Raw genomic sequence first — 20,139 nt, 5'->3', positions numbered from 1 at the left:
CTCGCTACTCCGCTTGACCTGACCGCATTACACGGGTGTAATCACATTGATGTCATTCGCGGCTCCAGGGGGAGCCACGGGTGGGATTTCAACCGCCAGCCTGGGGAGTGCGTGGAAGCGAGGAGGCGGACGTGAAGGTGGACGCCGAAGGAAGGGAATGGGGGCACGTCGTGGGTTGGGGAGAGAACCCGGAGCAGTCTCTGGGTGATCTGACCGAGCTGTTCGACGATGCCACCGAGGAGCAGGAGTGGCAGGAGCGCGCCCTTTGCGCGCAAACGGATCCGGAGGCGTTCTTCCCTGAGAAGGGCGGCTCGACCCGTGAGGCCAAGCGAATCTGCTTGGGCTGCGAGGTCAAGGACGACTGTCTCGAATATGCGCTGGCGCACGATGAGCGCTTCGGCATCTGGGGCGGTCTGTCCGAGCGCGAGCGGCGAAAGCTGAAGAAACGCGTGGTTTAAAGCTCTCACAGCGTGGGAGTCGCGGCTGTCGGTGAGTGAGCGTGCGTTTAGGGTGGCGGACAACCCGCCGCCCGCACCCCGTACCGGAGTGACACTTGCGCCCCGCGCCACCGATGCTTCGTACCGCACCCGTCTTGGCGATTCTGGTCTGCCACAACGGGGAAAGCTGGTTGCCGCTGGCGCTTTCCGCGCTGCGGCGCAGCTCCATCCGGCCGAGGCACGTGCTCGCGATCGACACCGGCTCGACGGACCGCACGCCTGCGCTGCTCGCGGAGGCGGCGGATCCGGCCGGGTTCGACGCGCAGCCCGTCCTCGACGGGGTAATCACTCTTTCGAATGAAACCGGCTTCGCCGCCGCCGTCAACGAGGCCGTGGCGAACGCGGTCGAGCGCTGGGGTGATCCCGGTGCCTGGATTTGGCTGCTGCACGACGATTGCGCGCCCGAACCCGACTGCCTGGACACCTTGCTGCGCGCCGCGGACGCGTCGCCGTCGGCGAAGGTGCTCGGTCCGCTCGCGCTCGATTGGTCGGATCCTCGGCTGATCGTCGAGGCCGGACTGTCCACGGACGCGTCGGGGCATCGGCAGCAGGTCACCGCATCGGGTGAACAAAGCACGGAAGTACTCGCGGTACCCAGCGCGGGCGCGCTGATCGACCGCGACCTCTGGGACGAGCTCGGCGGCTTCGATCCCGGATTCCCGTTGCTGCGCGAGGACGTCGACTTCGGCTGGCGTGCCAACGCGGCGGGCGGGCTCGTGCTTTCCGTGCCACCGGCCCGTTTGCGGCACGCGCGCGCGGTGACCACCGGGCAACGGCGGGCGGACGCGCTCGGTTCCACCGTCGCCGCGGCGAACCGGGCGCATGGCCTGCGCGCGTTCCTCGTCAACACCTCACCGCTTTCGTTCCTGTTCGGCTTGGTGCGCTTGCCGGTCTTGCTCAGTGCGCGCGCGCTCGTGTTCCTGCTGCTGCGCCGGACCACCGAAGCGCACGCGGAGTTCGCCGCGATCGGGTATCTCCTCGGCGGGCGCGCGGGTCTGCGTGCCGCGCGCGCCAAGCGCGGCGGCGGCTCCGCGCGCGGACTCGTCATGGGCCGGTTCACGCGGCTGCGCAACGCCGTGCGTGCCGGAGTCGTCGACCTGGTGCGCCGCAGGGTCGCGAGCGAAGCCGCGCTCGGGCGGGTGCCGGAACAGGTTTCCGAGGAGACGGCGTGGATCACGCCGGAGGCCATGCGGGCGAAGACGCACCGGCCGGTGGGCCCGGACGCGTTGCCGGCCGGGGCCCTGCGTGGCACCGGTTCCCGCGGATCGGGCTTGCGGCGCCCGGCCGCGGTCGTCGCGGTCACGTTGCCGGAAAAGGAAGAAAAACCCGCGGGGCCGAAGCCGTCGCCGTTCCGCCGGGGCGCCGAGCCGGAGCCCGAGATCGTTTTCGTGGAGGTGAACCGGCGCCGTGTGCTGGCGGCGACCGTGTTCGCGCCGCCGGTGGTGATGCTGGTGGTGCTGGCCGCGCTCGGCTTGGTGATCAACAGCGCACGGCTCGGTTTCGATCTCTCCGGCGGGCATCTGCTGCCGGTCGGTTCGCTCGGTGAGGTGTGGTCGACGTACTTGGCGTCGTGGCATCCCGTCTCCGGTGGCACCGCGAGCGCCGCGCCCGCGTCGCTTCCGGTGCTCGGCGTTTTCGGTGTGCTGGGCGGGCCGAGCACCGTCGTCGCGATCTTGCTGATCGGTGACGCGCCGCTCGCCGCGCTCACCGCCTACGCCGCGTCCCGGCGGATTCGGGTGCGCCGCTGGGTCCGCGCGGCGATTTCCGTTGCCTACGCGCTACTTCCCGTCGCCACCGCCGCTGTCGCGCAGGGCAGGCTCGACGTGGTCGTCGTGCACATCGTGGCGCCGCTGGTGGTCGCGGGCATCACCGGCCTGCTCGTCCGCGCCGACGCGCGCTGGCTGCACGTCTCGGTGCTGAGCGCGCTCGGCGTCGCACTGCTCGGCGCGTTCTCGCCGCTCGCGCACGCGCTGGCGGTGGTCGGGCTGGTCGGCGCGTTCGTCGTGCTGCCGTCGCCGACCGGGCTCGCGCGGCGGATCGCGGCCGTCGGCATCGTGGTCGTGCTGCCGCTGGCGTTGCTGCTGCCGTGGCCGACCGTGCTGCTGAAGCATCCGGAACTGCTCGTGCACGGCCTCGGCGGGCCGGGCCGGCTGACCGCGGCGACGGAACTCGCCGGACTCGACCCCGGCGACGCGGGCGCGTGGCCGACCGGCTTCGCGGTCGTGGTGGCCGCCGTGGTCGCGCTCGTGGCGCGGCCGTCGAAGCGCATGGCGGGCCCCTTCGCGTTGATCGCGCTGGGCGGCGCGGGCCTGGCGCTCGTGCGGCTGGTGTCCGTGACCCCGTTGCGGGGCGGGGCTCCCGCGCCCGGTTTCGCCGGCGTGCCGCTGCTGGTGATCGGTGTCGGCCTGCTGTGGATCGTGCTCATCGCCTGCCGCCGCGAGATCGTCCCGGAGCGCGACGTCGCCTGGCTGCCGAAACTGGCGGCGGCGTGCGGCGTGGTGGTGTTGCTGATCCTCGCGACCGGAGCGGTCATCGCCGGCCGTGAGGGCCCGCTGCGCGCGGGCCGCGGCACGGAACTCGCGGCCCCGGTCGCCGCCGAACTCGCCGCGACCGGCCGTTCGGTGCTCGTCGTGTCCGACGGCGAGCCAGCCCGCCAGATCGGCGGCAGGCTCGCCCGCTACGGCGACGACGACCTGGCCCCTGTCGTCGGCAGCCCGCAACGGCTCGCGTCCTGGCGGCAGGCACTCGCCCAAGGCTCACCCGAAGACGTCAAGCAGGCATTGGCGGCGGCCGAGGCGTCCGGCGTCCTCTATGTCGTACTGCCCGCCGGCGCGAACCGCGACGCGTTCATCGCGCTCGCGAAGGACCTTGTGGGCGGCGCGCCCCCGACCTCCGACGGCAGGCCGGTGCTCCGGCTCCTGCCCCCGGGCGGCCAGGTCGCGCTGATCTCACCCGAGCTGGCCAAGAAAGCCGTGACCGGCCAGGGCGCGCCCGGCACTTCCCCCGGCGTCGCGCCGGTGCAGGCGACGCTGCCGGACGTGCACGTCCGCGTCTCCGACGGCCCCGAAGGCCGCCTGCTGGTGCTCGCGGCGGAGGTCGAAGCGGGCTGGCACGCGACGGTCAACGGCAAGGCGGTGCCGATCGTGCCCGCTTGGGGTCACCAGGTCGCGGTCTCGGTGCCCGCCAAGTCCTCGGAGGTCGTGGTCGACCACTCGGCGGGCGTGCGGAACCTCCTGCTGCTGGCGCAGATCGCGGCCGTGCTGTTCGCGCTGCTCACGGCCATCCCGAGCCGCCGCAAGGGGTCATGAGTGCTGCATGAACACAGGGGCGCGCAGCGCCTCCGTTGAGGGTGGTGGTGGGCGACGGGCGGGCGGTTCTAACCGTCGGCAACACTCGCGAGTCCTTATTCGCCTTCGATGACGTCCGGTTCGAGGCCCAGGTAGCCCGCGACCTGCTCGACCAGTACGTCGTGGACCAGCTCGGCCAACTCGCTCGGGTCTTTCGCGCGGGCTTCGAGGGGACGCCGGTACAGCACGATCCGCGCGCGCGTCGGCATGCCGGAGCGGTCGACGCCAGCGGGCACCAGCCGGGAGAGCGGGACGGCGCCGTCGTGGAGCACGCCCTCGGCCGCGACCGGGTCGCCGTCGCGGTGGACCTCGGGGACGTCGTCGACGGCCACGTCGAGTTTCGTCAGCTCGTGGCGCCAGCGCGCTTCGATGGGTTCGAGCGCGTCGAGCACCAGCGCGTCGAACTTCTCGGCGCGGCTCGAGGCGGCCGGGAGGGTCGCCGGGTAGAGCGCGCCGCGGAGCCCGCGCCCGTGCCTGTCCCGGCGCAAGCGCTGCTGCAGTCGGTAGTCACGCGCGGTTGCCACGCAAGAAGGGTACGCGCTGAAGAAGACACAGCGCGTGTCGCCGGTGAGTCGTCGCTCGGACGCGCTATCGTTTACGACTGTGCGGAGCGTACGAAAGTGTTCGCGGACAGGCTGTCTAGAGCCGGCTGTGGCGACGCTGACCTACGCCTACAGCGACTCGACCGCCGTCGTCGGCCCGTTGGCCACGGCCTCGGAACCCCACTCCTATGACCTGTGCGAAGCGCACGCGCTGCGGCTCACGGTCCCCAAGGGGTGGGAGGTCGTCCGCCACGAGGGTGAGTTCGCCCACCCCGACCCGTCCAACGACGAGCTGACCGCGCTGGCCGAGGCCGTGCGCGAGGCAGGCCGCTCGGACAAACCCGCCGTCAACCCTGACGACGAGGGTCCGTCCGGACGTCGTGGTCATCTACGGGTGCTGCCAGGTCGCTTGAATTAGCGCTGTGACGCGCAGCGTCTCCGTTGAGGGTGGCGGCGGGAGACGGGTGGGCGTCAGAGTCGCCCGGTAGGCTTCCGGGCGGCGAGACGGCAAGCGACTTCGGGAGTAAACGGCGTGGCAGATCTTTCTGGCATCGTGAAGGCCTACGACATCCGGGGTGTGGTCGGCGAGCAGCTCGACGCCGCGCTGATCCGGGAGTTCGGCGCCGCCTTCGCGCTGCTCATCAAGCCCGAATCACCCAGTGTCGTGATCGGTCACGACATGCGTGACTCCTCGCCCGGCCTGGCCGAGGCGTTCGCCGACGGGGTCACCTCGCAGGGCCTCGACGTGGTGTCGATCGGCCTCGCCAGCACCGACCAGCTGTACTTCGCCTCCGGCTCGCTCAACATGCCGGGCGCGATGTTCACCGCGAGCCACAACCCGGCGCGGTACAACGGCATCAAGCTGTGCCGCGCGGGCGCCGCGCCGGTCGGGCAGGACACCGGGCTCGCCGAGGTCCGCGACACCGTCGAGCAGGGCGTTCCCGCGTTCGAGGGCCAGCCCGGCACCGTCACCCACCAGGACGTGCTCGCCGACTATGCCGCCTACCTGCGCAAACTGGTCGACCTCAGCGGCAGCCGTCCGCTGAAGATCGTCGTCGACGCGGGCAACGGCATGGGCGGGCACACCGTCCCCACGGTCTTCGACGGGCTGCCGCTCGAGGTCGTCCCGATGTACTTCGAGCTCGACGGCAGCTTCCCGAACCACGAGGCCAACCCGCTCGACCCGAAGAACATCGTCGACCTGCAGGCCAAGGTCCGCGAGGTCGGCGCCGACGCGGGGCTCGCCTTCGACGGCGACGCCGACCGCTGCTTCGTCGTCGACGAGCGGGGCGAGCCGGTCTCGCCGAGCGCGATCACCGCGCTGGTGGCCGTGCGCGAGCTGGCCAAGGACCCCGGCGGCACGATCATCCACAACCTGATCACCTCGAAGGGCGTGCCCGAGATCGTCGCCGAGCACGGCGGCAAGCCGGTGCGCACCCGCGTCGGGCACTCGTTCATCAAGGCCGAGATGGCCAGGACCGGCGCCATCTTCGGCGGCGAGCACTCCGCGCACTACTACTTCCGCGACTTCTGGCGCGCCGACACCGGCATGCTGGCCGCGATGCACGTGCTCGCCGCGCTCGGCGAGCAGGACGGCACGCTGTCCGCGCTCACCGCCGACTACTCGCGCTACGCCGCGTCCGGCGAGATCAACTCGACGGTCGACGACCAGGTCGCCAGGCTGCTCGCGGTCAAGGACGCCTACGCCAAGCTCGACGGCGTCACGGTCGACGAACTCGACGGTCTCACCGTTCAGCTGCCCGATGGCGGCTGGTTCAACCTGCGCCCGTCGAACACCGAGCCGCTGCTTCGCCTGAACGTGGAAGCCGCCGACGTTAACGCCGTGCGCGCGCTGACCGACGAAGTACTGGCGATCGTTCGTGCGTAATACAGGCTGCGTACTCCTGTCACTTGAGTTTCATGAGTGCCACGGAACGCACACTCATGCTCGCTACGTGGTATGGAGGAATCATGGCCGTCACGCTTGACGCACAGTTGCTCGAGATCCTCGCCTGCCCGTCGCCGGATCACGCCCCGCTGCGGGCCGGTTCGCCCGGCGATCCCGAGGCCGACGCGCTCACCTGCACCGAGTGCGGGCGGGTGTACCCGGTCCGCGACGGCATCCCGGTGCTGCTGCTCGACGAGGCCACCACTCCCGAGGGTTCGGAAACCTCCAGTGCCGACGGTGCTTGACGACTCCCTGCTCGACGATCCCGCGCGGTTGGCCGCAGCCGACAGCGCGGGGCTCCTGCGCGCCGCCGCGATGGCGGGCGCGCAGGTGCGGGCGACCGCGGAGGCGGCCGCCGAGATCGGGCTGAGCGACCGGCTCGACCTGGGGCGCCCGCGTGCGCTCGTGCTGATCGACCGGCCCGGCGTGAGCCGGTCGCTGACCCGCATGCTCGCGGCGCTGCTCACTCCGCAGTGCCCGGTGCCGGTCGTCATCGCCGAGGTCGTGCCGAGCTGGATCGGCGCGCTCGACGTGGTGTTCGCGCACACCGACGACCCCGGTGACCGGGAGCTGGCCGCATCGCTGGAGCGCGCGGCCCGGTTCGGCGCCACCGTCGTGCTGTCCGGGCCTGCCGAAGGGCCCGTCGCGGCCTCCGTGGCGGGTAAAGGATTGTTAATCGCGCCACGTGTGCCGGTTCCACCGGAGATGGCGTTCCCCCGTGGCCTCGCCGCGGGGTTACTCACCGCGAACGCGCTCGGCCTGCTCGTCAGCGATGTCGAGAAGCTGGCCGACCAGCTGGACGCCGAGGCCGAAAAAGACTATCTAGCTCGGGATTCCTTCGCGAATCCGGCCAAGGCGCTGGCCTTGCGGGTGGCCGATCGGCTGCCGCTGCTGTGGGGTTTGGACCCCGTGGCCGTCGCTGTCGGTGAGCACGCGGCGCACGCCTTCGCCGCCCATGCCGCGACCGTCTGCGATGTCGAGGACTATCGTCAGGCGCTGGCCAGGCCGGCGCTGCGCCGGGCCGCGCTCATGGGCAACAGTGAGCGTGACCTGTTCGCGGACCCGGACGACGAGCCCTCAGGCCTGCGCCCGAGGGTCGTGCTGCTCGCGATCCGCACCGGAGCCGCGGCGGAGGCCGCTCGTTATCAGGCCGAGGAGATGCTCCCCGGGGTCGACAGGATCGCGCCCGCGGAGGAGATCGAAGCGGACGAACCGATTCGGGCAGGGGTGCTCGCGCTCCGGTTCGAGCTGGCCGCCGTTTACCTCGGGCTGGCGGCGGGCAGTATCGGCGGTGCCGGGCAGTTTTCGCCGGTTTCGGCCTGAGACTGCTTTTCGAGGACATGGGGCCTGGCAGAAGGTGCCCGGCGAGGAGTTGAGGTGACAGTGGAGCTGCTGCGCAATGCCGTGCGGCCCTATGCGTGGGGATCGCGTACGACGATCCCCGAGCTGCTGGGACGTCCGGTACCGGCGCCGCACCCGGAGGCGGAACTGTGGATGGGCGCCCATCCCGGCGACCCGTCGCGGATCGAGGGCCCTGACGGGGTCGAGCGGAGCCTGCTCGAACTCGTCGAAGCCGACCCGGTCGGCCAGCTCGGCGCGCAGTGCGCCGAGCGCTGGGGCGGCAGGCTGCCGTTCCTGCTGAAGATCCTCGCCGCCGAAGAGCCGCTGTCGATGCAGGCGCACCCGTCGGCCGAGCAGGCCGCCGAGGGCCACGCCCGCGAGGAGCAGGCAGGCATCCCGCGTGACGCGCCGAACCGCAACTACCCGGACCCGACGGCCAAGCCCGAGCTGGTCTGCGCGCTGACCGAGTTCCACGCGCTGGCCGGTTTCCGCGAGCCGACCCGCACGGTCGCGCTGCTCAAGGCCATCGAGACACCCGGACTCGCCAGGTTCACCGTGCTGCTGGAAGAGCAGCCGGACTCCGACGGCCTGCGCGCGCTGTTCACCACCTGGATCACGCTGCCGCAGTCCTCGCTCGACGAGCTGCTTCCCGAGGTGCTGGAGGCCTGCGTCCACCACGTGCGCGATCACGGCGAGTTCGCGGCCGAATGCCGCACGATCCTCGAGCTCGGCGAGGCGCACCCCCGTGACGCCGGTGTGCTCTGCGCGCTGCTGCTGAACCGCCTGACGCTGCGCGCGGGCGAGGCGATCTACCTGCCCGCCGGCAACCTGCACCTGTACCTGCACGGCACGGCCGTCGAGATCCTCGCGAACTCCGACAACATCCTGCGCTGCGGGCTCACGCCCAAGCACGTGGACGTGCCGGAGCTGCTGCGGGTCGTCGACTTCGGCTGCGGCGAGATGCCCGTCCAGGACGGCACCTCCGACGGCAGGCTCGCGGTCTACCACACGGACGCGCCCGAGTTCGAGCTCTCGCGCATCGAATGGGCCGCCGACGAGCGCGACGAGATACTGGTGCACTGCACCGGCCCGCAGATCCTGCTGTGCACGGCAGGAACCCTGCGGGTGCTGGCTGACGACGGTGAGCAGGTCGAACTCGGGCGCGGCCAGTCCGTCTGGCTCCCCGCGGCCGACCCGGCCGTCCGGTTGAAGCCGGTCGGGGAGAGCCCGGTGCAGGTCTTCCGGGCGACAGCGGGCACCTGCGCTTAGGGGGTCGTGAGCGGTATCGCCGGTTCTAACCGGCGTAAACACTCACGAGGCCTCGGAGCGTTTGTATGCGTTCCGTGTGGCGGGGTTCGGCACTATCTGCCGGACGGGTGGCTTTTTGTGTTGCCATCCGTTCTGCCCACAGTCAAGGAGATAGACCCACAGTGACTTCCTACCCCGATGCCCAGCCCGGCTACGGCCAGCAGCCCGGCTACGGAGCCCAGCCCGGCTACGTGCCGCAGACCCCGGCGGCGCCGGTTTCCCGTCCCGGCACGGTGCTCGCGGCGGTCATCGCCGCGATCGTGGCCGGGCTCGCCGCCGTCATCGACGGCGCGATCATTCTCGCCGGTGGCCGTGACCTGGCACTCGATCTGGCGGCGCAGGTGGTCGCCGAGGCGACCGGCGAATCACTCGGCACGGTCAAGCAGAGTGCCGGTTCGCTGCTCGACCTCGCGGTCGAAGAGGCCACGAAAACCTTGCAGGCCCGCGCGATCATGGTGATCGCCGTTGGCGCGCTGCTCGTGCTTTTCGGTGCGCTCATGCGGAAAGCGGCTCTCTGGGCGCGCATACTGGTGACCCTGTTCGCGGTGGTCAACGCGCTCGTCTCGCTGCGGGTCGCGACCGATGTCGGCACCGGCGCGATGATCGGGCTCGCGTGGGCCGCGATCGTGGTTTCCGTGGTCGCGCTCGTGCTCACCTGGCTGCCGGCGAACCACCGGTACGCCAAGGCGGCCAAGGCCTAGTCGGCCAGTTTCAGCAGCAAGCCGGTCAACGTCGCCGCGTTCGCGTCGAGGGGGTGTCCGAGCCGATCAGCGTCGTCTCGAGCGATGCGGGCGTCGGCGGCGTTTCCGGTTTTCTCATAGGCTTTCGCCAGTATGCGGGCGGTGATCGCGGCCGACGGCAGGCTGCGCATCTCCTGGAACTCCCATAGACAGCCGCGCAGCAAGGGAATCGCCTCGGCTGCGCGGCCTTCGCCGATCCAGCTCGCGGCGATCGCGCGGGCACAGGAAAGCTCGCGTGGCCGCTCGTTCAGTTCGCGGGCCAGATCCCGCGCTTCCGCATAGGCGGCGACGGAGTGACGCCGTTCGCCGAGTCCGGCGTGGATCGCGCCAAGCGTGCGCAAAGATTTGGCGAGCGCGGAGCGGCTCTCCACCTTGCGCAGCAAGAGAATCGACTCTTCGATCAGCTCGCGGGCACGGCCGAGTTCGCCGCTGAGCGCCAGCGACCACGAGAAACCCTGCAACGCCAAGGCGAGCTGACGCGGCTCGCCGGACTCCCTCGCACGGTCGACGGAATCCGAGTCCAGTACCGCCGACTCGGCGGCGCGGCCGAGCCGGGTCAGCGCGCTGGACTTCATCCGCAGTGAAACCAGTTCCGCATGGGGATCGGCGATCGCCAGCTCGGCGGCTTCGCCGATGAGCACCAGCGACCCGGCCGGATCGCCGAGCCCGATGAGACAGCCCGCCAGGTTGATGAGCGTCCATGCCAGCGCGGGCACATCGCCCAGCCTGGCCAGTTCCGCCGCACTGCGCCGGTACTCCGCGGCCGCCTGCTCGTAATGCCCGCGCGCGTGGGAGAGCAGCGCCAGGTTCGCGTCGGCCAGCGCGAGCACATGCTGATCGCCGTCAGCCAGCGCCGACTCGCGCAGCGCTTCGTACCCGGTGCGCATATCCGCGTAATACCCCTGCGGCCACAGGTGGGTGCTGAGCCTTTCCATGAGCGCCAGCGCCTCCGTGCGCCAGCCGTGCGCGCACAGCGACTTGACCGAACGCACGATGTTCGGACGGGACGCTTCGAACCACGCTCGCGGGTCGGCGGTCAGCCGCGCCGCGACGTCCGCGTCGAGTGGCTGCGGCGGGATTTCCTTGCCGGGCAACGGCATCGGCACGGTGCGGGGCAGCCGTCGCGCGGCCGCGTCCGCCAGCGCGATGGTCGCGTGCACGATCGACAACGCGGAAGCGTGGCCGGTCGCGTGCTCGGCGGCGAAGACGCGGATCAGGTCGTGCATCCGGTAGCGGGGTTCGCCGGTCGGGTCGACACCGACCGGTTCCAGCAGGCTGGCTTCGACGAGTTCCTCGACCACCGACTCGGCCTCCGGGTCGTCGATGAGGATGCCGAGCGTCCAGCCGGGCAGGTCCCGGTCGCGGACCTGGCCGATCGCGCGGAACGCGGCACGGGTGACCGGCCGCAGCGCCTCGAAACTGAGCGCGATGCTCCCGCGTACCTGCAGATCGCTGACGGCCAGCTCGTCCAGCCGCCGCACCTCGTCCTCGAGCCGCTCGGCCAGCGCGCTCAGCCGCAGATGCGGGCGCAACGCCAGCCTGGTGCCTGCGATCCGCAGCGCGAGCGGCAGGTTCCCGCAGGCGTCCGCGATACGGGCGGCGGCCGAGTCCTCGTCGTGCACGCGGGTTCCGGCCAGCCGCCCCAGCAGCCGCCGCGCCTCCGAGTCGCTGAACGGGCCGAGCGCGATCCGGTGCGCGCCGGCGAGCCCGCTCAGCCTGCGTCTGCTGGTGACCAGCACCGCGCAGCCCGGCGTGCCCGGAATCAGCGCGCGGACCTGCGTCGGCTCGGTGGCGTCGTCGAGCACGACCAGCACCCGGCGGCCGGTGAGCCTGCCCCGGAACGCGGACGCGCGCGCCGCCGGATCGTCGGGGATGGCCGGACCGGTGACACCGATGCCGCGCAGCAGGTCGGCGAGCACTTCGGCGATGTCACGCGCACCCGAGAGCGAGACGTACAGCTGGCCGTCGGGATAGACCTCGCGCAGCCGGTGCGCGGCGCGGACGGCGAGCGCGCTCTTGCCGACGCCCGGCTCACCGCTGACCACGACCACCGGAACGCTGCCGGAGGACCGGCCGAGCACCGTGGTCAGCTCGGCGAATTCGGCCGAGCGGCCGTCGAAGTCGGGCAGGTCCGGCGGGAGCTGGCAGAGCGGCCAGCCGGCGTCGCCCTGCAGGATCGCCGCGTGTGCTTGCCGCAGCTCGGCACCGGGTTCGATGCCGAGCTCTTCGACCAGCGTCGTGCGGATTCCCTGGTAGACCTCCAGCGCCTCGGTCTGCCGCCCGGCCCGCTGCAGCGCCACCATGAGCTGCGCGGCGGTGCGCTCGGCGAGCGGATGTTCCGAAACCGTCGACGCGAGCTCGCCGATCAGCTCGGTGTGCCGCCCGATCGCGAGTTCGGCGTCCACGCAGTCGCCGAACACGGCGAGCCGCTCGGCCGCCAGCCGAGCCAGCTCGGCGTCGAGCACCGGCAGATGCAGATCGGCGAGCGCGTGATCACGCCACAACCCGAGCGCCCGGCGCAGATGCGCGGCACGTTCGCGCGGATCGGAGGTCCGCCGCCCGGCCGCGGCGGCCGCGCGGAAGGCGAGCAGGTCCAGCTCATCGGGGCCGACGCGCAGCCGGTACCCGTGCGCCGCGTGCTCGATCGAGACATCGCCGAGCCGCTCGCGCAGGCGCGAGACGTACGTCTGGAGATTGGAGACGTACGACTTTGGTGGAAGGTCCGGCCACAACGCCGCCACCAGCCTGCCGACCGGCACGTGCCGGTTCGCGTTGAACAGCAGTACCGCCAGCAGCGACCGCTGCCGGTCACCACGCAAGGTGACCCATTCACCGGTCGCCCGCTGCACGGTCAGCGGTCCGAGGACGCCGAAGTTCGCCATGAGACCGGCCACCCTAGCCACCGGGTCCGACAGTTCGTGGCCGTTTGCGGGATCAGGGTCAGGCGCCGGAAGCCGCTGCGGAATTCGAACGGGTCGCCGCCGAGGTGGCCGCGAACAGTGCCGGATGGCACCGCCCGCCGAGATCGGGTCGGCCCGCTGCTCGCAGCCGGAACGGCCCCTTTAGGCTTCAGCCGGACATTTCCACCGGCTTCAGGGGGTACAGGTGTCAGCAGGCGGCGGAACCAAGGCGATCATCGCCGCGCTCGCGGCGAACGCGGGCATCGCGGTCGCCAAGTTCGCGGGCTTCCTCGTCACCGGGTCGTCGTCGATGCTCGCCGAGTCGGTGCACTCGCTGGCGGACACGTCGAACCAGGGCCTGCTGCTGCTCGGACAGAAGAAGTCCCAGCGCGAGGCGACCAGGATCCACCCGTTCGGCTATGGCCGCGAGCGGTACTTCTACTCGTTCGTCGTCGCGCTGATGCTGTTCACGCTCGGTTCGGTCTTCGCGCTCTACGAAGGCATCCACAAGATCACCGAACCGTCGGAGCTGGAGTCGCCGATCGTCGCGGTGGTCATCCTGGTCGTCGCGATCGGGCTGGAGAGCTACAGCTTCTACACCGCCATCGGCGAGTCGAAGAAGATCAAGGGCAAGGTCACCTGGTGGCAGTTCATCCGCCAGTCCAAGGAGCCGGAGCTCCCGGTCGTGCTGCTCGAGGACGCGGGCGCGCTGGTCGGGCTCGTGCTCGCGCTGCTCGGCGTCGGGCTGTCGACGATCACCGGTGACCCGGTGTGGGACGGCATCGGCACCGCCATGATCGGTGTGCTGCTCGGGATCATCGCGATCATCCTGATCGTCGAGATGAAGAGCCTGCTGATCGGCGAGGGCGTCAACGACAAGATGCTCGCCACCATCACCGACGAGCTGGCCGCCGGCAAGGTCGAGCGCGTGATCCACATCCGTACCCAGTACCTGGGTCCGGACGAGCTGCTGATCGCCGCGAAGCTGGCGCTCGTGCCCGGTCTCGACACCGGTCAGGTGGCCACCGCGATCGACGACGCCGAGGCGCGCGTGCGCGCGAAGGTGCCCGTCTCCGCGCTCATCTACCTCGAACCTGACCTGGACCGGTCAGCGAAGTAGTGACCCTGGACCTCACGCGTTAGGGTGACGATTCACGATCAAGTCATCCAGGAGGTCGATGGTGCCCGGCACGGGTCTATGGCGGACGAAATCGATCGAGCAGTCGATCGCCGACACCGATGAGCCGGATACCAAGCTCAGGCGGAATCTGAGCGCGTGGGATCTGACCGTCTTCGGCGTCGCCGTCGTGATCGGCGCGGGCATCTTCACGCTGACCGCGCGCACAGCGGGTGACTTCGCGGGGCCGTCGACCTCGCTGGCGTTCGTGTTCGCCGCGATCGCGTGCGCGCTGGCCGCGCTCTGTTACGCCGAATTCGCCTCGACCGTCCCGGTCGCGGGCAGCGCGTACACGTTCTCGTACGCCACGTTCGGCGAGTTCATCGCGTGGATCATCGGCTGGGACCTGGTGCTGGAACTCGCGGTCGGCGCGGCCGCGGTGGCCAAGGGCTGGTCGGCGTACCTGCAGACGGTGCTCGACTACATCTTCGGCAAGGGCACCAAGACCAGCTTCGAGATCGGCGGGGGACTCGCCTTCGACTGGGGCGCGCTGTTCCTGGTCGCGCTGCTCGCGACGCTGCTGACGATCGGCACCAAGCTCTCGTCCCGGTTCTCGATGGTGATCACCGGGATCAAGGTCGCGGTCGTGCTGTTCGTGATCGTGCTCGGCTTCTTCTACATCAAGGCCGAGAACTACACGCCGTTCGTGCCGCCAGCCCAGCCGGGCGGGTCGGGACACGGCGGTGTCGAGCAGTCCGTGTTCTCGCTCATCGCGGGCGGGCAGGGCAGCTCGTTCGGCGTCTTCGGCCTGCTGGCCGGCGCGTCGCTGGTGTTCTTCGCGTTCATCGGGTTCGACATCGTCGCCACCACGGCCGAGGAGACCCGCAACCCGCAGAAGTCCGTGCCGCGCGGCATCTTCGGCTCGCTGGCCATCGTGACCGTGCTCTACGTGGCCGTCTCGCTGGTCGTGGTCGGCATGGTCTCGTACAAGGACCTCGCCACCTCCGCCGGTGACGGCGGCAAGAAGACCCTCGCGACGGCGTTCGCGCAGAACGGGGTCGACTGGGCCGCCGGCATCATCTCGGTCGGCGCACTGGCCGGTCTCACGACCGTGGTGATGGTGCTGCTGCTGGGCCAGGTCCGGGTCATCTACGCGATGTCGCGCGACGGCCTGCTGCCGCGCAAGCTCGCGAAGACCGGTGCGCACGGCACGCCGAAGACCGCGACGATCATCGTCAGCGGCATGGTGGCCGTCGCGGCGACCTTCTTCCCCGCCGACAAGCTGGAAGAGATGGTCAACGTCGGCACGCTGTTCGCCTTCGTGCTCGTCTCGGCCGGTGTGCTGGTGCTGCGCAAGACCCGCCCCGACCTGCCGCGCGCGTTCAAGGTGCCGGGTGTGCCGCTGGTGCCGATCCTCGCGATCCTCGCCTGCCTGTGGCTGATGCTGAACCTGAGCGTTTTGACCTGGTTGCGGTTCTTTGTCTGGATGGTCGTCGGTGTGGTGATTTACTTCGCCTACAGCCGCCGTCATTCGCTGCTCGGCAAGCGCAACGCGAGCGAGTCACCGCTACCCGTCGCCGGTATCGATCCCACCGGGAAAACCCCAAACGAGTAGGCAGTACGCACGAATGGTCTCTGGAGTGTCTCTGGACGGTCTCGGTTGGATGCGCAGGGTGGCTATATAGCCCCATTCGGGTAGGTTCCCAGCAACTGGTTCCCCCGAATGGCGGGTGTGTTTCCCCGCGTTATCCAGGAGCTCTCCGAATGAAATCGACGTTCAAGCGTCCAGTTCGTGCTGCCCTTTTGACGGTCGCGACCGCCGGTCTGCTGCTCGGCACGGCCGGTGTCGCGCTCGCCTGCTACACCGACGACAACCGCGCCGTCCCGACCGAGGGCAACGTGACCACGTGTGCCAAGGCCAAGCTGCCCGGCACCGACCTCAAGCCGTCGGACATCACGTTCACCGGCGGCACCCAGCAGGACAAGTACCTGAACATCACGGCGCTGGGTGAGGGCGTCACCGTCACCGCGATCGTGATCAAGGGCGGCGACGGCTACAACACCTACGAGCCAGGCAAGCGCGGCCTGCCCGCGAACCCGCCGTGGGAGAAGCTGCGGTCCCCGCTCAACGGCGGCGGCCAGCAGGCGACGATCAGCCACTGGTTCCTCTGCGGCTCGGTGAAGCCCCCGACCACCAAGCCGAGCGAGCCGACGAAGACGACCACGGTCAAGCCGAGCGAGCCGACCAAGACCACGACGGCGACCAGCAAGCCGCCGACGTCGACGAAGACGTCGGCCCCGGAGACCACGAGCAGCACGCCCGCGGTCCCGGTCGGCGGCAGCTCCGGCGGCAACGGCGGCCTCGCGGACACCGGCTTCGACAAGGGCTGGCTCATTTGGGTCGGCGGTGCGCTCCTGCTCGGCGGCGTCGGCCTGGTGACCGTCGGCAAGGTCCGCCGCAAGGGATGACAGGCTCGTGAGTGGTATGGCCGGTTAGAACCGGTCATACCACTCACGACCGTTTTAGCGCAGGCCCGCGGCCACGGCCACGGCGTGGTCCCACTCGGCGTCCGCCAGGTAGTCGGCGTGTTTCAGTACGCCGGGTGACCAGCGGTGGCGGCCGGTGGGATTGCGCATCGGGTCGGGCAGCCAGTGGTCGCCGCCGATGATGAGCACGCCCGACTCCGGCTCGGCGACCGAGCTCAGCGGCCCGACCCCGCCGGTCGTGAGGTAGCCGTCGCCGAGCAGCGCGCCGTCGACGACCTGATGCCGCCACGTCGTGACGCCGCCGCCGAAGATGTCCGTGCCGCGGCACAGCGCGCGCCAGCGGCCGTCGAGCTTCGTGTAGAGCTTGCACAGCGAGGCATGCGGCAGGACGCCGGGGAAAGCGCGCTGGTAACCCCATTGCAGCGGCGAGCCGACCGTCAGCACGCCGACACGTTCGAACTCCTCTGGCGTCAGCTCGGCCGCGAGGCGGGCGGCGGTCATGATCGTCAGCAGGCTGCCGAGGTTGTAGCCGGAGAGCACGACGCGCGTGTTCGGTTCGGCGAGGTGTTCCTTCGCGCGGCCTGCCAGCTCGGGGATGACTTTCAAGGCGTAGCAAGGGGGAACCGTCGGATGCGCGGCGCGCGGCCAGAAGCAGACGAGGTCGGCGAGCGCACCGAGGTGACGGCTGCGCAGCGGGCTTTTCGCCGCTGTGTAGACGACTCGCAGCAGCCCGGCGGCCAGCGCGCCGAGCGCGAACACGCCGATTCCGGCCACCGGCTCGAACCACGACGGCACCGCGTGCAGTCCGAATCGGACGATCAGCAGCGCGACCGCGCCCGCCGCCATGAGCAGCGACACCGACAGCGCGAGATGATGCAGGTGCCTGCGTTCCCAAGCCGACCGTGCCCACGCGGCGGCGGCCTCTTTCTCTTGCTTGGCCCCGATTTCCATCAGCTTGACGATCTCCGGGATACCGCGCCGCCGCCTGCGCAACGGCACCGCGACGGCCACCCCGATCGCCGCCAGCAGCACACCGGCCGTCAGCCCGGCGCCCCACAGCACGGTGATCAGCAGGTACGTGTCCGGCAAACGCAGTTCCGCGCCGAGGATCTTGCGCACCGACAACGTCATCCCGGCGCCGAACCCGCCGCCGAGCAGCCCGGCGAGGATGAGCACCGGCGCGGCCGCCCAGCCGCCCGCCCACGGCCGCAGCCGCATCGGCAGTTCACGCCAGGCGGGTTTCGCGTACTTCGCCGCGGGCAGCAGCAGCACCGCGAACAGCACCGAGACCACCACGAGCGCCGCGCCGATGCCCTCGACTATGCCGTCGGCGCCTGCCAGCCCGGTGCCGCGCATCGCCGGGCTCCGCAGTCCGGCCACGACGACCAGCGCGGTGCCGAACGCGTACAGCGTGCGCCGCGCCCAGCGGCCGGGCCGTCCGGCGCCCCTGCCCATCGCCGACGCGATGAGGCTCGCGAGTATCAGCGCGATCGAAAGCAGCCAGAGCACGATGCCCGCCACATCGCCGGGGAGGTGGAACGGCCCGCCGAGCGGCAGCAGCGCGACGCACGCCAGCGCGACGACCGTGTGCAGGCAGAGCAGGCCCGGCGTGTCGGGGTCGGCACGCAGCACCGTGCCGGGGAACGCGCCGTCGCCGCCGGTGTCCTCGGCGTGCACGCGCCAGTTCGTCGACGAGATCCGGTGCAGGATGTAGATCATCACCAGCAGCGGCAGGATCCCGACGGCCGCCCTGAGCTGGGTGGACGTCCGCAGCCAGCCGGGCGCCCACTTCACGCAGCCGGTGCTGAGGCACTGCGTGGCGAGCAGGTCGAGGCTGATCACCGCCACCTGGCTCACCAGCAGCATGGTCAGCAGCACGGCCGCGACCCGCAGCAGCCCCCGGCACAGCGCGCCGAGCATCCGCGCGCCGCGTTTGTCCTGGGGGACCGGCGGCAGCATCCAGTACGCGACGTTCGCCAGCGAGAACGGGAAGAGCAGCGCCCAGGTGGCCTTCGACGCGCCGCCCGAGGTCATCCGGCTCCACAGGTAGCCCTCGAGGGTGCGCGGCACGGCCCGGCCGAGCGCGCGCAGCATCGGGCCGGGTGCCGGCCGCCGCAGCCGGTCTGAGGGACGGATCACTCTGCCGAACCCGTCACCCGCCACATCGACCGTGGAAACCGCGTCGAGCAGCGCTTCCCCGCTCGTGCCGATGAGGCCTGGCACCCGCAGTTCGACGACCCGGGTGTCGGGTCCGGGGAAAGACAAGGTGAGAGCCTCCTGATAGCCCAGTGATCGTTGAGCGGACAACGGTACTGTTCTGTTGTAATCCACCCTTGGAGGAAACGAGCTATGACCCCCGAAAGCGTTGCCAAGCGGCACGACAACCGCAACGGCATCGAGTTCGCCGTCGCCGATCTCGAAGCCGCCGAGTTCGGCCGCAAGGAGATCCGCCTCGCCGAGCACGAAATGCCCGGCTTGATGGCACTGCGTCGCGAATACGCGGAGGTCTACCCGCTGCGTGGCGCCCGTATCTCCGGTTCACTGCACATGACCGTCCAGACCGCGGTGCTGATCGAGACGCTGGTCTCGCTGGGCGCCGAGGTGCGCTGGGCGTCGTGCAACATCTTCTCCACCCAGGACCACGCGGCCGCCGCGATCGTGGTCGGCCCGCACGGCACCGTCGAGGAGCCGAAGGGCGTCCCGGTGTTCGCCTGGAAGGGTGAGTCGCTGGAGGAGTACTGGTGGTGCACCGAGCGGATGCTCACCTGGGACGGCGAGGGTCCCAACATGATCCTCGACGACGGTGGCGACGCCACCATGCTCGTCCACAAGGGCACCACGTTCGAGAAGGCCGGCGTCGTCCCGCCGACCGACGAGAACGACTCGGAAGAGTTCGCCGTCTTCCTCGACCTGCTGCGCGCGTCGCTGGCCGCGTCGCCGGGCAAGTGGACCGCGATCGGCGAGGGCATCCGCGGCGTCACCGAGGAGACCACCACCGGCGTGCTGCGGCTGTACCAGCTGGCGGCGGCCGGTGAGCTGCTGTTCCCGGCGATCAACGTCAACGACGCGGTCACCAAGTCGAAGTTCGACAACCGCTACGGCATCCGCCACTCGCTGATCGACGGCATCAACCGCGGCACCGACGTGCTCATCGGCGGCAAGGTCGCGGTCGTCTGCGGCTACGGCGACGTCGGCAAGGGCGCGGCGGAGTCACTGCGCGGCCAGGGCGCCCGCGTGATCGTCACCGAGATCGACCCGATCTGCGCGCTCCAGGCGGCCATGGACGGCTACGCGGTCCGCAAGCTCGAGACCGTGCTGCCCGAGGCCGACCTCATCATCACCACGACCGGCAACAAGGACGTCGTGCTGGTCGAGCACATGGCGAAGATGAAGCACCAGGCGATCCTCGGCAACATCGGCCACTTCGACAACGAGCTCGACATGGCCGGGCTGCAGCGGTACCCGGGCATCAAGCGGGTCAACATCAAGCCGCAGGTCGACGAGTGGATCTTCCCGAACGGCAACACGATCATCGTGCTGTCCGAGGGCCGTCTGCTGAACCTCGGCAACGCGACAGGGCACCCGTCGTTCGTGATGTCGAACAGCTTCTCGAACCAGGTCATCGCCCAGGTCGAGCTGTTCACCAAGCACGAGGAATACGACAACGAGGTCTTCCGCCTGCCGAAGAAGCTGGACGAGAAGGTCGCGAAGATCCACCTCGACGCGCTCGGCGGCGAGCTGACCAAGCTCACCAAGGAGCAGGCCGAGTACATCGACGTGGACGTCGAAGGCCCGTTCAAGGCCGACCACTACCGATACTGATGGACTCGTGGGTGGGTGGGGCGGGTGTTAACCGGGGGGTCCCCCCACGACCCACCACCCCGCCCCGCCCCCCCCCCCGGGCGCCGGGGC

Annotated in this window: 15 protein-coding genes; 12 read left to right on the top strand and 3 right to left on the bottom strand. The window is 70.3% G+C overall.

What is annotated here, in order from left to right; translation table 11 throughout:
* The first annotated feature begins 137 nt into the window (after window positions 1-137).
* Complete coding sequence (locus ACFV15_RS14275) at window positions 138-458, top strand: WhiB family transcriptional regulator (protein WP_378350844.1); 321 nt, start codon at window positions 138-140, stop codon at window positions 456-458.
* A gap of 113 nt (window positions 459-571) precedes the next feature.
* Window positions 572-3,805, top strand: coding sequence for a glycosyltransferase (locus ACFV15_RS14270; RefSeq protein ID WP_378350715.1), 3,234 nt, complete (start codon window positions 572-574; stop codon window positions 3,803-3,805).
* A gap of 95 nt (window positions 3,806-3,900) precedes the next feature.
* Here the strand turns inward: ACFV15_RS14270 and ACFV15_RS14265 are convergent, their stop codons facing one another.
* Window positions 3,901-4,368, bottom strand: coding sequence for a metallopeptidase family protein (locus ACFV15_RS14265; protein ID WP_378350713.1), 468 nt, complete (start codon window positions 4,366-4,368; stop codon window positions 3,901-3,903).
* Window positions 4,369-4,447: 79 nt separating this feature from the next.
* Between ACFV15_RS14265 and ACFV15_RS14260 the strand changes: the two genes are divergently transcribed.
* The 6 genes from ACFV15_RS14260 to ACFV15_RS14235 all read left to right on the top strand — a co-directional run bounded on the left by ACFV15_RS14260 (window position 4,448) and on the right by ACFV15_RS14235 (window position 9,684).
* The gene (locus ACFV15_RS14260) at window positions 4,448-4,804 is read left to right on the top strand and encodes a DUF3499 domain-containing protein (protein ID WP_378350711.1); all 357 of its coding nucleotides are present in this window, start codon (window positions 4,448-4,450) and stop codon (window positions 4,802-4,804) included.
* Between the two features lie 114 nt (window positions 4,805-4,918).
* Window positions 4,919-6,274, top strand: a complete 1,356-nt coding sequence (locus ACFV15_RS14255; RefSeq protein WP_378350710.1) for a phosphomannomutase/phosphoglucomutase — start codon at window positions 4,919-4,921, stop codon at window positions 6,272-6,274.
* Window positions 6,275-6,357: 83 nt separating this feature from the next.
* On the top strand, window positions 6,358-6,579 hold the full coding sequence (locus tag ACFV15_RS14250; RefSeq protein ID WP_378350708.1) for a Trm112 family protein: 222 nt from the start codon (window positions 6,358-6,360) through the stop codon (window positions 6,577-6,579).
* Window positions 6,572-7,657: a hypothetical protein gene (locus tag ACFV15_RS14245; protein ID WP_378350706.1), complete on the top strand. Its 1,086-nt coding sequence runs from the start codon at window positions 6,572-6,574 to the stop codon at window positions 7,655-7,657. Before ACFV15_RS14250 ends, ACFV15_RS14245 begins: the two co-directional genes overlap by 8 nt.
* A 60-nt stretch (window positions 7,658-7,717) precedes the next feature.
* On the top strand, window positions 7,718-8,944 hold the full coding sequence (manA, locus tag ACFV15_RS14240) for a mannose-6-phosphate isomerase, class I (protein WP_378350842.1): 1,227 nt from the start codon (window positions 7,718-7,720) through the stop codon (window positions 8,942-8,944).
* 161 nt (window positions 8,945-9,105) lie between these two features.
* Window positions 9,106-9,684 (top strand): hypothetical protein, encoded by a 579-nt coding sequence (locus tag ACFV15_RS14235; protein WP_378350704.1) that lies wholly within the window; start codon window positions 9,106-9,108, stop codon window positions 9,682-9,684.
* On the opposite strand, the gene ACFV15_RS14230 is transcribed toward ACFV15_RS14235, so the two are convergent.
* Window positions 9,681-12,605: a BTAD domain-containing putative transcriptional regulator gene (locus ACFV15_RS14230; protein WP_378350702.1), complete on the bottom strand. Its 2,925-nt coding sequence runs from the start codon at window positions 12,603-12,605 to the stop codon at window positions 9,681-9,683. The genes ACFV15_RS14235 and ACFV15_RS14230 overlap by 4 nt on opposite strands.
* A 223-nt stretch (window positions 12,606-12,828) precedes the next feature.
* On the opposite strand from ACFV15_RS14230, the gene ACFV15_RS14225 reads away from it, so the two are divergent.
* The 3 genes from ACFV15_RS14225 to ACFV15_RS14215 all read left to right on the top strand — a co-directional run bounded on the left by ACFV15_RS14225 (window position 12,829) and on the right by ACFV15_RS14215 (window position 16,209).
* Window positions 12,829-13,743 (top strand): cation diffusion facilitator family transporter, encoded by a 915-nt coding sequence (locus ACFV15_RS14225; RefSeq protein ID WP_378350701.1) that lies wholly within the window; start codon window positions 12,829-12,831, stop codon window positions 13,741-13,743.
* Between the two features lie 61 nt (window positions 13,744-13,804).
* Window positions 13,805-15,355: an amino acid permease gene (locus ACFV15_RS14220; RefSeq protein ID WP_378350699.1), complete on the top strand. Its 1,551-nt coding sequence runs from the start codon at window positions 13,805-13,807 to the stop codon at window positions 15,353-15,355.
* A gap of 149 nt (window positions 15,356-15,504) precedes the next feature.
* The gene (locus ACFV15_RS14215) at window positions 15,505-16,209 is read left to right on the top strand and encodes a hypothetical protein (protein ID WP_378350697.1); all 705 of its coding nucleotides are present in this window, start codon (window positions 15,505-15,507) and stop codon (window positions 16,207-16,209) included.
* Between the two features lie 54 nt (window positions 16,210-16,263).
* Here ACFV15_RS14215 and ACFV15_RS14210 read toward each other — a convergent pair whose 3' ends face one another.
* Window positions 16,264-18,492, bottom strand: a complete 2,229-nt coding sequence (locus ACFV15_RS14210) for a hypothetical protein (protein WP_378350695.1) — start codon at window positions 18,490-18,492, stop codon at window positions 16,264-16,266.
* Window positions 18,493-18,576: 84 nt separating this feature from the next.
* Here ACFV15_RS14210 and ahcY point away from each other — a divergent pair, with 84 nt between their 5' ends.
* Window positions 18,577-20,049, top strand: a complete 1,473-nt coding sequence (gene ahcY, locus ACFV15_RS14205; protein ID WP_378350693.1) for an adenosylhomocysteinase — start codon at window positions 18,577-18,579, stop codon at window positions 20,047-20,049.
* The last annotated feature ends 90 nt before the right edge of the window (window positions 20,050-20,139 follow it).

It is taken from the genome of Amycolatopsis sp. NPDC059657 (assembly GCF_042734395.1).
GTDB lineage: Bacteria > Actinomycetota > Actinomycetes > Mycobacteriales > Pseudonocardiaceae > Amycolatopsis.
This window is presented reverse-complemented; position numbering and strand designations above follow the sequence as displayed.

Coding starts and splice junctions, on each gene's coding strand:
- ACFV15_RS14270 (WP_378350715.1), top strand. CDS start 572: ATGCTTCGTACCGCACCCGTCTTGGCGATTCTGGTCTGCCACAACGGG.
- ACFV15_RS14250 (WP_378350708.1), top strand. CDS start 6,358: ATGGCCGTCACGCTTGACGCACAGTTGCTCGAGATCCTCGCCTGCCCG.
- ACFV15_RS14230 (WP_378350702.1), bottom strand. CDS start 12,605: ATGGCGAACTTCGGCGTCCTCGGACCGCTGACCGTGCAGCGGGCGACC.
- ACFV15_RS14215 (WP_378350697.1), top strand. CDS start 15,505: ATGAAATCGACGTTCAAGCGTCCAGTTCGTGCTGCCCTTTTGACGGTC.
- ahcY (WP_378350693.1), top strand. CDS start 18,577: ATGACCCCCGAAAGCGTTGCCAAGCGGCACGACAACCGCAACGGCATC.